The sequence below is a fragment of the Xanthomarina sp. genome, assembly GCF_035306605.1.
GTDB lineage: Bacteria > Bacteroidota > Bacteroidia > Flavobacteriales > Flavobacteriaceae > Xanthomarina.
The window spans coordinates 1-12,162 of the sequence record NZ_DATGNR010000056.1; the positions used below are offsets into that span (position 1 = coordinate 1).

General features: G+C 31.7%; 9 protein-coding genes and 1 rRNA gene. 2 read left to right on the forward strand and 8 right to left on the reverse strand.

The genetic code is table 11. From position 1 onward, the window contains the following. Together rrf and VKY41_RS08205 are read left to right on the forward strand one after the other, a co-directional pair. A 5S ribosomal RNA gene (gene rrf / locus VKY41_RS08200) occupies positions 1–74 on the forward strand; the annotation flags it as partial. A gap of 154 nt (positions 75–228) precedes the next feature. Continuing rightward, positions 229–2,667, forward strand: a complete 2,439-nt coding sequence (locus VKY41_RS08205) for a helix-turn-helix domain-containing protein (RefSeq protein ID WP_500813959.1) — start codon at positions 229–231, stop codon at positions 2,665–2,667. Between the two features lie 43 nt (positions 2,668–2,710). Here VKY41_RS08205 and VKY41_RS08210 read toward each other — a convergent pair whose 3' ends face one another. The 8 genes from VKY41_RS08210 to trmD all read right to left on the reverse strand — a co-directional run bounded on the left by VKY41_RS08210 (position 2,711) and on the right by trmD (position 11,973). After that, positions 2,711–2,953 carry a DUF6095 family protein gene (locus tag VKY41_RS08210; RefSeq protein ID WP_500813960.1) on the reverse strand — a complete coding sequence of 81 codons (243 nt, stop codon included), beginning with the start codon at positions 2,951–2,953 and terminating at the stop codon, positions 2,711–2,713. After that, on the reverse strand, positions 2,943–3,761 hold the full coding sequence (murQ, locus tag VKY41_RS08215) for an N-acetylmuramic acid 6-phosphate etherase (RefSeq protein WP_500813961.1): 819 nt from the start codon (positions 3,759–3,761) through the stop codon (positions 2,943–2,945). Before murQ ends, VKY41_RS08210 begins: the two co-directional genes overlap by 11 nt. 49 nt (positions 3,762–3,810) lie before the next feature. After that, positions 3,811–4,626, reverse strand: a complete 816-nt coding sequence (locus VKY41_RS08220) for a DUF4249 family protein (RefSeq protein WP_500813962.1) — start codon at positions 4,624–4,626, stop codon at positions 3,811–3,813. A gap of 4 nt (positions 4,627–4,630) precedes the next feature. After that, a complete protein-coding gene (locus VKY41_RS08225; protein ID WP_500813963.1) occupies positions 4,631–7,006 on the reverse strand; it encodes a TonB-dependent receptor in 2,376 nt (791 codons plus the stop codon). Positions 7,007–7,082: 76 nt separating this feature from the next. Beyond that, positions 7,083–9,308, reverse strand: coding sequence for an NADP-dependent isocitrate dehydrogenase (locus VKY41_RS08230; RefSeq protein WP_500813964.1), 2,226 nt, complete (start codon positions 9,306–9,308; stop codon positions 7,083–7,085). A 150-nt stretch (positions 9,309–9,458) separates the two neighbouring features. Continuing rightward, positions 9,459–10,031, reverse strand: coding sequence for a pentapeptide repeat-containing protein (locus tag VKY41_RS08235; RefSeq protein WP_500813965.1), 573 nt, complete (start codon positions 10,029–10,031; stop codon positions 9,459–9,461). 701 nt (positions 10,032–10,732) lie between these two features. Beyond that, on the reverse strand, positions 10,733–11,086 hold the full coding sequence (gene rplS / locus VKY41_RS08240) for a 50S ribosomal protein L19 (protein ID WP_500813966.1): 354 nt from the start codon (positions 11,084–11,086) through the stop codon (positions 10,733–10,735). Positions 11,087–11,295: 209 nt separating this feature from the next. Then, entirely contained in the window at positions 11,296–11,973 is a 678-nt protein-coding gene (gene trmD / locus VKY41_RS08245) for a tRNA (guanosine(37)-N1)-methyltransferase TrmD (protein ID WP_500813967.1), read from the reverse strand. Between the last annotated feature and the right edge of the window lie 189 nt (positions 11,974–12,162).

Genomic DNA, 12,162 nt, shown 5'->3' on the forward strand with positions numbered 1-12,162 from the left:
CATTCCGAACAGAGAAGTTAAGCCCATTAGCGCCGATGGTACTGCATTTGTGGAAGAGTAGGTCATCGCCTTTTTAGAATCCCGATTCATTTATTTGAATCGGGATTTTTTTTTGGAATAATTTGAAAAAATAATCGGAAATCTCTTTCTTAGGTTCTTTTGATATTTTTATTATAGAATATGTTTGTATCTTTATATTAGTAGTGAAACGATTTATATGTTATTCTTTTGGAAAGTAATAAAGAACTAGACTTGGCTTGGGCCTTTATCAATAATACGTCCAGAAATATATTCTTAACGGGTAAGGCAGGTACTGGAAAAACAACTTTTTTACACAGGCTTAAAAAGGAATCCCTTAAACGTCTTATTGTTGTTGCTCCTACAGGAGTGGCTGCTATTAATGCCAAAGGAGTCACGATACATTCATTTTTTCAAATGCCTTTCGGTCCAATAATCCCTTCGAAAGAAAATCACCAAACTTTAAATTTTAGTAAAAAGTTCAGTAAAACCAAAATTGATATTATTAAATCCTTGGATTTATTGATTATTGATGAAATAAGTATGGTTCGTGCTGATTTACTAGATGGTATAGATCAGGTATTAAAGAGATATAGAAAATCTAAAAAGGATTTTGGAGGGGTTCAAGTTCTGATGATTGGGGATTTACAACAATTATCACCTGTAATAAAAGATAACGAATGGAACTTATTAAAATCATATTATAATACAGAGTTTTTTTTTAGTAGTCATGTATTTCAGTCTTGTAAAGCATTGACTATTGAGTTAAAGCATATTTACAGGCAGGATAATCAAAAGTTTATCAAGATTTTAAACGAAGTTAGGAATAACTCATTAACACAGGCTTCGGCTGATGCACTAAACAGTCGTTATATTGAAAACTTTAGGCCTAATCCTAAAGAAGGATATATTTATTTAACCACTCACAATAGAAAGGCTGAAAATGTAAATTTGGAAGAATTAAAATCGTTGTGTTCAAAGGTATATAGCTATAAGGCTGAAGTTGGAGGTAAGTTTCCAGAATATTCTTTTCCTACGGATGAAATACTTAATTTAAAAGTTGGGGCGCAAGTAATGTTTATTAAAAATGATAGTTCTCCAGATAAACGTTACTTCAATGGAAAAATTGGAAAGATTGTAGGCCTTAATAAAAATGAAGTTATTATACGTTGTCCGGAGGATGATTTTGATATAACCACAAGTCCAGAAGTTTGGGAAAATATAAATTATACTGTAGATAATGAAACAAAGGCTATAAAAGAGGAGAGAGTTGGGTTTTATAAACAAATTCCATTAAGGTTGGCTTGGGCTATTACTATACATAAAAGTCAGGGTTTAACATTCGAAAAGGCCATTATAGATGCGGCAGGTGCTTTTGCACATGGCCAAACCTATGTGGCATTAAGTAGATGTAAATCTCTGGAAGGACTTGTTTTAAAAAGTAAAATCAGCTCTAGTCATATAATTAGCAATACTGATATTAATTCCTTTAATAAGGAATCTGAGGTAAATGCTCCAGATGAAGATGTTTTAAGGCAATCACAATGCGAATTTCAATTAGATTGTATTTTTGAGATTTTTAATTTTCATGATTTTTTGTTTCCGGTTAATCGTACTTTAGATATTTACTATAAAAATAGAAATAGTATTGAAGGTAAAATAGAGCAGGCTTTATTAAGGATTAAAGAAGAAGCTGTAATTCCATTTTTAAAAATTAATACAAGCTTTATTGATCAGTTGAAGGGTATTTTAAATAATGGCGAACTTCCTGAAGATTGCAAATTAGTTCAAAAACGATTTAGTAAAGCTATTGGTTACTTTAAAGCTAACACTGAAAACATTATTGTTTCTGCTTGTAAAGCTCTTGTGTTTACAACAGATAATAAGGAATTGGAAAAGGAGCTGACTAAACACATGGATCTTATTGAGGAATTGTTAGAAGTAAAGCTTTTATACTTTAATGAGTTAGGTGATAATTTTGACAGTCATAAATTTTTGGAATTAAAAGCGAAATCTGCTTTTATAACTAAAGAAAAACCTAAGGTAGATAGGAAAACCGTTGTTGAAGGGACTTCTAATGTTATTTTATTTGAATTACTTAGAGAATTAAGAGATCGTATTGCTAAAGAAAATGATTTAATCCATTACCAAATATTTAATCAGAAGTCTTTATATGAAATGTGCGAAGTTTTACCAACTTCAACAAAAGACCTTTTAACAATTAATGGAATGGGAAAAGTACGAGTTGGAAAATATGGAGATGCCATTTTAAAAGTTATTCATGATTATTTAGAGCAAAATAATATAGATGTTCCACACAATACTAGTCGAATTCAATCTGAAACAATCAAAAAACCGAAGGTTGATACCAAAAAACTATCTTTAGATCTTTTTAAAGCCGGTAAAAACATTCAAGAAATTTCAGAAGAAAGAGAATTAAATGAAAACACCATTTTTGGGCATTTAGCTAGTTTTATTCCCTCAAAGGAAATTAAAATTACGGATTTAATGCCCGAATCTCATTTTAACGAATTGAAAGAAATTATTCCTAATACAGCTTTTGAAAACCTATCGGATTTAAAACATCAATTGGATGAGAAGTATACCTATGGTGAATTACGATTGGTTTTAGAATATTTAAAAGGCTAAATTGTTACTTTTTTATTTAAAAGTTAATAGATTTTTAACTGTGTTATTTGGAGGATGGTTTATCAAACATACTATCCATAATAGTCTTTAAACCAGTGAAAGCTAAGTAAACTGCAAGAACACAAATTAATATTGAAACAATTAGTATGGGTATATATAAGGGTTTTTCCTGATTGCTAAAAGCGATATAAATTAGAGTAGGACCAAGAAACATACATAATAATGAAAGCCCCATTTTTTTTAGCCCCTTTATTAGTACATCTTTGTTTGTTCTTTTAGTTTCCATGATTGTAATTTTTTATTGCTTCGCGAACATTTTTATATTGGTTTAAAAGAGATTGTGCTTCATTTTTAGAAATTTGTAGTACCTTCATAATCATATTTACACCTCTTTCTACAAGTTTATTATTACTTAGTTGCATATCCACCATTTTATTTCCTTTTACATGACCAAGCTTTATCATAGTTGCTGTGGTAATCATATTTAACACTAACTTTTGAGCTGTTCCAGCTTTCATTCTAGAACTTCCTGTTACAAACTCTGGCCCTACAACTACTTCAATAGGATATTTAGCTGTACTAGACAAAGGACTATTTTTATTGCAGGTAATACATCCAGTAACTATTCCGTTGTCATTACAGTTTTTTAATGCATGAATGACATAAGGTGTTGTTCCTGAAGCTGCAATTCCTACAACGATATCTTTTTTCGAGATATTATGCTTTTGTAAATCTTCCCAGCCTTCTGTTTCCGAGTCTTCTGCAAATTCAACCGCTTTTCGTATGGCCGAATCTCCTCCTGCAATTAATGCAATTACCAAATTATGCGAAACACCGAAGGTTGGGGGACATTCAGAGGCATCTAAAATACCTAATCTTCCACTTGTACCCGCACCAATATAAAATAATCGACCACCGTGCTCTAGTTTCTCAACAATCTGTTTAACTAAGGTTTCTATCTGAGACAAGCTTTTTTCTACTGCTTGTGGTACTGTTCTATCTTCTGCATTAATATTTGAAAGCAACTCGTTAACATTCATCTTTTCTAGATGATTATAGTTAGAGTCTTGTTCGGTAGTTTTTATAAATTCCATGATTTCAAAAATACTGAATTTAATAATCTAAGTAAATGTTTGGATGGGTTTATTCTTGTACGATATAGTTTACTTCTGAAACCTCCGATAATCTAAAATAGCCTAAAGGATAGTTGTTTGGATTTGTAATGTTTATACAATTTCCTTTTACAGTAGCTGGTTGGGTTTCAAAAGGACCTCCGGCTGCACCAGTTTGTTGTAATAAAATATACATAAATTCGTAGAATTGTTTTGAAACCCCATTACTTCTTATAAGAACTTCATCTCCTGGTTTTAATTCTTCTTCGACATAGTATCCGAAAATTAGATTTCCGTTCACAAATTCATCCTTAAAGGTATCCAAAGTGGCTAAAACTGGAATGTTCGGTATATATTCAAAAAAATAATAATTTTCTTCATCTACAGGGTCTGTGAAATACGGTTTAATTTCGGTGTCTTCACCAGAAATACCGCCTTCCAAATTCTGCTCTACAAATTCAATTTCGCTAACAGGTAAAAGCGTTTCTGTAGCAGTATATGTTTCGTTGTTATAGGTAATGGTTAAGTTGTAAACCCCATTTAATTCAGTAATAAAATTAGAGTTGTAATAAATGCCTGTATCGCTATCTTCTATAAAATGGAATACATTATTATGTTGGTCTGTGATGCTTACTTGTGCGTTATTAGCAGGAGGCACACCATCATTGAAATAGGGAGCTGTAGTTGTTAATTTAATAATTTGATTGGTTCCTGGAGTTCCTTTTACCCAATTAATGGAAGCTTCAATTACTAAACGTGGTTCTGTTGTTGGTACGTCTACCTCAATTACATCTTCACACGAATAAAGTGCTAAGGTTAATATGAGTAAAAATATATGCTTTTTCATTTTATTAAAATTTGAAATTATACGATATTGAAGGAACAATTCCGAAAATTGATAATCTTAACGCTTCATTAACTCGTGTTTCTTCATTTTGTTTAAAAGAAATAGAAGCTGCATTTTTTCTGTTATATGCATTGTAAATTCCAAAAACCCATTCACTTTGCCAACCTTTATTTTTATCAGGTTTAGGTGTATAGGTAGCCGAAATATCTAGTCGATTATAAGCGGGTAATCTGTATTCGTTTCTTAAACCATAGTTGGGAATATTAATTCCGTTATATACGTATTGTGCGTCTGGATAAGTAATGGGTTGTCCTGTTTGGAATAAAAAATTCACATTAAAACTCCATTTTTTTGTTAAATCGTAACTAGCTGTAATGGATATATCATGTGTTTTGTCGTATGGAGTTTTATACCAATCGCCATTATTTATTCCTGGTTCAAAGGATGACCTTCCAGGTGTTCTTTGTTCAGAATTAGCTAGGGTATAGGCAAGCCAACCTTTAAAACGACCTAAATTTTTTCTAAATAGTAATTCTAAACCGTACGCCTTAGCTTCTCCATTTAAAATAACTTGCTCAATGGCGTTATTAGCAATTAAATCTGCACCATCTATATAATCGATTCTATTTTTTACTTTTTTGTAAAAGGTCTCAACTTCTAAAGAATAAGTATTTTCCTTAAAGTTTTTAAAATAACCTAAAGCAACTTGATCTAGTTGTTGTGGCTTGATGTATTTGCCACTTGGGGTCCAAATATCTAAAGGAGTAGGTGAACTTGTGTTGGATAACAAATGTAAATATTGGTTCATTCGGTTGTAACTAGCCTTAATTGATGCGCTGGGATTTAGTTCGAAGGCCAAGGCCAATCTTGGTTCTAAATTACCAAAAGACTTTATAACATCACTACGTTTAAATTTATCCGTTCCAATAGGAATTGCTTTTTGGTAAATTTGAAGGTCTTGATTATAAATTACAGCCTGGTTATTTTCATAAGTATTTAATTCGTCTTGACCTAAGCGTAAAAAAGTACTGTAACGTAAACCATAGGATGCCATTATTTTATCAGTTAATTTGTGTTCTACATCTATATATATGGCATTTTCAAAAGCGTATTTATCTATAAGTTTCTGTGCATTAATTCCAGACTCTGGATTTGAAGGCTCGATTTCACCAGGATTAAATTTATGATAGATGCTGTTTAATCCATATTGGAAATTTATTTTGTTACTTAAATAGTGCTTGAAGTCGTATTTAATATTTACGTTTCTTATGCCAGAATTCCATTTAAATTCTATAAAACCTAGATCTAAACCGTAATAATAATCGGAGTATATTAAAGAGAGGTTAGAGAATAATTTATCTGAGAACAAATGGTTCCACCTAAAATTTAAAACACTATTTCCATAGGTGTTTTTAAAACTATCATTGAAACTTAAAACATCCCTTCCAAAGTAGCCGGATAGATATACATTGTTATTTTTATTGAGTTTGTAACTTATTTTGGTGTTTAAGTCATAAAAATAGGCCTTGTTTTCAAGGTCGAAAATAGGCAAAAATAGATGGGCGTAAGTTGCTCTACCTCCCAATAAAAATGAACCCTGTCCTTTGTTTATTGGACCTTCGGCTAAAAGTCTGCTGGAAATTAAACCAATTCCCCCATTAACTTTAAACTTGTTACTATTTCCTTCTTTCTGATAAATATCTAAGACCGAAGATACACGGCCACCATACCTTGCAGGAATGCCTCCTTTAAATAGTTTTAAATCCTTTATTGCATCCGGATTAAATACAGAAAAGAAACCAAATAGGTGAGAGGAGTTATAAATAGTTGCTTCGTCTAGAAGTATTAAGTTTTGATCTGATGCCCCTCCACGCACATTAAATCCTGAGGAGCCTTCGCCAGCACTTGTAACTCCAGGTAATAATGTTATAGCCTTTATAACATCAGCCTCTCCAAACACTACAGGGATTTTCTTAATAGTATTTGAACTCAAGGAATTGACACTCATTTGTGGTTTTTTAATATTTAATTTTTCAACATTTTGAGTGATAATTATTTCGTTTAAATTTTCAAGCGCTTCCGTTAAGCTAAAGTTTTTGCTTAAATTAGTTTCTAGAATAATGGTTTCTGATATATCGGTATATCCTAAATAGCTAACAACTATATTATAAGTTCCTTTTGGAATGGTAATGGAATAGAACCCATATTCGTTGGTAGTAGCTCCAGTATTTAATTCTGGAAATAGAATATTTACACCAATAAGTGTTTCGTTGCTGCTAATATCAGATACAATACCACTAAGGGTTACCTTGTCTTGTGCAAAAATCTCGCTATAACTTAATCCTGTAATTAAAAGTAAACAGAGAAATCTAATTTTCATTAATAAAGCATTTTGACTAAAGTTATAAAAAAAAGCTCCCAGAAGGAGCTTTAATTTATTAAATGTTATTTTTGAATTAAATAGCTTGTAAAATGCTATTTAATGTTGTGCTTGGTCTCATGATTTTGTTAGTTTCATTTTCTCCAAATCTATAATAACCACCAAGATCTGTAGGCTGTCCTTGTACCTCATTTAATTCTTGCATGATTTTCTCTTCGTTTTCTTCAAGCTGTTTAGCAATAGGAGCGAAGATAGCTTGCAATTCATTGTCTTTAGTTTGTTCAGCTAAAGCTTGTGCCCAATACATAGCTAGATAAAAATGACTTCCTCTGTTGTCAATTTCTCCAACTTTTCTAGAAGGTCCTTTTTTGTTATCCAATAATTCTTCTGTAGCAAGGTCTAATGCTTCGGCTAAAACTAATGCTTTTGGGTTGTTTGTAGCTTCGCTTAAATGTTCTAATGAAACAGCCAGTGCTAAAAACTCTCCTAAAGAATCCCAACGTAAGTGGTTTTCTTCTAATACTTGTTGAACGTGTTTTGGGGCAGAACCTCCAGCTCCAGTTTCAAATAAACCACCACCATTCATTAAAGGCACAATAGAAAGCATTTTTGCACTTGTACCCAATTCTAAAATCGGGAATAAATCGGTTAAGTAATCTCTTAATACGTTTCCAGAAACTGAAATAGTATCTTTTCCTTCTTTAACTCTTTCTAAAGTGAATTTTGTTGCTTCAAAAGGGGATAGAATTCTAAGATCTAATCCAGAAGTGTCGTGGTCTTTTAAGTATAGGTTTACTTTTTTGATTAATTCAATATCGTGAGCTCTGTTTTCATCTAACCAAAATACAGCAGGGGTTTCAGAGGCTCTAGCTCTTGAAACGGCTAATTTTACCCAATCTTGAATTGGGGCATCTTTAGCTTGGCACATACGCCAGATATCTCCAGCTTCAACTGTATGTTCAATTAATACATTTCCTGAAGCATCAATAACGCTAACAGTTCCGTTAGCTTTCATTTCAAAAGTTTTATCGTGAGAGCCGTATTCTTCAGCTTTTTGAGCCATAAGCCCTACGTTTGGTACTGATCCCATCGTTGTTGGATCAAAAGCACCATGTTCTTTACAGAAATCTATAGTTGCTGTATAAATTCCAGCATAACTACTATCTGGAATTACTGCTTTAGTATCTTGTAGTTTTCCATCGGCATTCCACATTTGTCCAGACGTTCTAATCATGGCCGGCATGGATGCATCAATAATAACATCACTTGGTACATGAAGGTTGGTAATTCCTTTGTCACTATTTACCATAGCTAGAGCTGGGCCATTTTTATAGGCTGTAGCAATGTCTTCTTGTATTTCTAGACGTTTAGCTTCAGGAAGTTCTTGTAGTTTTTCTACTAAATTTCCAAAACCATTATTAACATCTACACCAATAGATTTAAATGTATCACCATGTTTAGCAAACAAGTCTTTGAAAAATACTTTTACAGCATGACCAAAAATAATTGGATCACTAATTTTCATCATGGTAGCTTTCATATGTAAAGAGAATAGAACCCCTTGGTCCTTAGCATCTTTAACTTGAGCTTCTAAAAATTCAATTAAAGCTTTTTTGCTTAAAACAGTAGCATCTATAATTTCGCCTTCTAGTAGATTTAGATTGTTTTTTAATACTTCCGTTTCACCATTTGCTCCTTTAAATTGAATAGAAACTGTTGTCGCTTTATCTAAAGTCATCGACTTTTCATTATGAGCAAAGTCACCCGCATCCATAGTTGCTACATGCGTTTTAGAATCTTTGGTCCAAGCTCCCATAGAATGAGGGTTTTTCTTGGCGTAGTTTTTAACGGCTTTTGGTGCACGTCTATCCGAGTTTCCTTCGCGAAGTACAGGATTTACAGCAGATCCTTTAATTTTGTCGTAGCGTGATTTTATTTCCTTTTCAGTGTCATTTTTAGGCTCGTCAGGATAATTAGGTATTTTAAAACCTTTAGCTTGTAATTCTTCAATCGCAGCATTTAACTGAGGAGTAGATGCACTTATGTTTGGTAATTTTATAATGTTAGCTTCTGGTTGTTTTACTAATTCACCAAGAATAGCTAAGTCGTCGCTTACTTTTTGTTCATCAGATAAAAAATCCGGAAAAATAGCTAAAATTCTATTAGCAATGGATATGTCTTTTGTGTCTATATCAACCCCAGTTGGTTTGGTAAACGATTTTACAATAGGTAAAAAGGAATAAGTTGCTAAAGCTGGAGCTTCATCTGTTTTAGTATAAATAATTGTAGATGGATTTGCCATAAGATTTTTCAGTTTTATTTAATAGAATTTGCTTGATTTTTAAGCCATGCAAATATATGAAAATATAAACTCTTTTAAAATGAAGAACCCTTTAAATAGGCATGTTTTATGAAGATGATAAAAAAGTGAATTGTCTATTGCTGAATTCGATTATTCTATGTCTAGATTATAAGATATTAGTAGATTTAAGGCTCCTTCTTTTGAAAATTTGGCTTTATTTAGACTGTTTGATTCTGGATTTATGTAGAAATTATATGCGGTTCTAAAATCTGTCTGTTGTAAATTGCAGTTTTTGAAGACGCTTTGGCTTAAATTACAGTCTAAAAATTTGGCCTGGCTTAAATTTGCTTCAGAAAAATCAATATTTTCTAAAATGCAGTGATCGAAAACGGTTTTGTTAAGATTGCATTTGTAGAATGAAGAGAAATTTAAGTTTGATTTATTAAATGCAAATGATAGTAAAAACGGATTACAGTCGGAAAATGAAATGCCTAACAATTTACATTCCGTAAACAAAGTATCCTTAAAAGTGGTATTTTTCACTTTAACATTACTTAAGTTACAGTTTATAAATTTACATTCAATAAAGGAAATAGTGGCTAGATAGCTGTTTGAAAATTCACAATCTATAAAACTACAGTTATCGTATTCTGCTTTTTCTAATTCGTTTTTCGTGAAATCAACTTTATTAAATTCTTTATCTAAAATAAGAGGAAGGTTCATTTTGTGGATGTGTTTTTAGAAAATCAAAGGTAGGGAGGATATCTCAAATTATTATCAAACAAAAAGCCATATCATACTAGATCTAAATCTACTTTGATATGGCTTTCTTTGAAATAGCTTAACGTGATCTAATCTAGCATCTCTACTACATGGTATAAACTGTCGTTTACACTTTTCAATTCAAGTACTACTATTTCAAAAGAAACATTCGTTTAATACAACTTTCAAAATGTATTGACTTGTTGCCGAAATGTTTCTGATAAATTGTTTTTCTTGATGTTTTACACTTTGTTTATTGCTATGCAATCTAACTACTTATAAAACATTGCAATGGTTAACTAAATTTACTTTCGTAACATCTAATTAGCACAAGCTTTCAACTTCTTTAGGATTCCACTGTAAACAGTCAAACCTTCTACAAGTATCATGATTTCTTGGTGTACATGTATTCACACATATCCTTAAAACCTCAAAAAACAATTATAATAAAGAACGTTTCTTTTAGAATTTATAAGTAATTCTTTTATGTGAAACCAACAAAACGTCGTTTATAAATTCTAATACTAAGTTACGTTATCTTATCCTTAATCACAAGGGTTTTAACATATTATATATCAACCGGTTATAAACATTAGTTATTAACATTTGTTTATAAAAAAAGCCCTGTATTAACAGGGCTTTTCAAGATTATTAAACGTTTATTAACGTTTCATGTTTTCTTTGATTCTTGCTTTCTTACCAGTAAGACCTCTGAAGTAATAGATACGAGCTCTACGAACTTTACCTTTTTTGTTTACTTCAATTTTCTGTAATGCTGGCATATTGATTGGAATAATACGCTCTACTCCAATAGTTCCAGACATTTTTCTAATTGTAAAAGTTTCTGTAGATCCAGTCCCTCTTTTTTGAATTACTACACCTTTAAAGAACTGAGTACGAACTTTCTCACCCTCTCTAATTTCATAGTATACTGTAATTGTGTCTCCAGCTTTAAATTCTGGAAAATCCTTTTTTATTACAAATTCGTCTTGTACAAATTTTACTAAAGAATCCATATCTTTATATTTAATTATAATTTTTTCGAAACAACATATACGATTCTCGCCAGAGGTTAACCCGAAATTGGGTGCAAATATAAGTAAAAACTTTTATGTAGTATTATATAAGTTAAAAGTTTTTTTTCTTTTTTTGTAACCTATTCTAATGACTTAAAGTCTTAGTTTTCTTCAGATTAGCAATCCAAAAACAATTTATTAGGTTACTACTAATCATTTAGTAAGTCTGGACGTCTGTTTTTTGTGTGTTCGTAGGCTTTCTCCTCTCTCCATTTTTCAATTTCAGGAAAGTTACCACTAAATAGCACTTCTGGAACCTGCCAACCTTTATAGTCTCTCGGACGGGTGTAAATAGGTGGTGCTAATAAGTTATCTTGAAAAGAATCTGTTAAAGCAGAAGTTTCATTTCCTAGAACACCAGGAATTAGTCGGATAATAGCGTCACATAAAACAGCAGCTCCAAGTTCTCCTCCGGAAAGCACATAATCTCCAATTGAAATCTCGCGCGTAATAAAATGATCGCGTACTCTTTGGTCTACACCTTTATAATGCCCGCAGAGAATAATAATGTTTTCTTTTAATGACAAATGATTAGCTATGCCTTGGTTTAAGGTTTCGCCATCTGGAGTCATGTAAATAACTTCATCGTAATTTCTTTCAGATTTTAATTTAGTTATACACTTATCGATTGGTTCTATCATCATGACCATGCCTGCGCCACCACCAAACTGGTAGTCGTCAATAGTTTTGTAATTATCTGTTGTGAAGTCTCTTAAGTTGTGGAAATGTACTTCTACTAAATTGGCTTCAATGGCTCTTTTTAAAATAGAGGCTTCAAACGGACTTTTTAGTAATTCGGGTAAAACGGTAATAATATCTATGCGCATGATAAGACTTTAGAACTGCAAATATACTTGAAATGTTTTATGAAATTTTTAGTTTTAATGAGGAAGTTACCTTAATTATAATTTTCTAAATTAAGGTAACTTCATGAAAACGATTTTTGATAATATAAAGGGGAAATAACAACGGAGTAAAAAAAAACTGTAAACGAAAATTTACAGTTTTTTATAATA

Excerpts from the sequence above, each read along its gene's own strand:
- VKY41_RS08210 (WP_500813960.1), bottom strand. The coding sequence starts at position 2,953 with ATGGAAACTAAAAGAACAAACAAAGATGTACTAATAAAGGGGCTAAAA.
- trmD (WP_500813967.1), bottom strand. The coding sequence starts at position 11,973 with ATGCGCATAGATATTATTACCGTTTTACCCGAATTACTAAAAAGTCCG.
- murQ (WP_500813961.1), bottom strand. The coding sequence starts at position 3,761 with ATGGAATTTATAAAAACTACCGAACAAGACTCTAACTATAATCATCTA.
- VKY41_RS08225 (WP_500813963.1), bottom strand. The coding sequence starts at position 7,006 with ATGAAAATTAGATTTCTCTGTTTACTTTTAATTACAGGATTAAGTTAT.
- VKY41_RS08220 (WP_500813962.1), bottom strand. The coding sequence starts at position 4,626 with ATGAAAAAGCATATATTTTTACTCATATTAACCTTAGCACTTTATTCG.
- VKY41_RS08235 (WP_500813965.1), bottom strand. The coding sequence starts at position 10,031 with ATGAACCTTCCTCTTATTTTAGATAAAGAATTTAATAAAGTTGATTTC.
- VKY41_RS08230 (WP_500813964.1), bottom strand. The coding sequence starts at position 9,308 with ATGGCAAATCCATCTACAATTATTTATACTAAAACAGATGAAGCTCCA.
- rplS (WP_500813966.1), bottom strand. The coding sequence starts at position 11,086 with ATGGATTCTTTAGTAAAATTTGTACAAGACGAATTTGTAATAAAAAAG.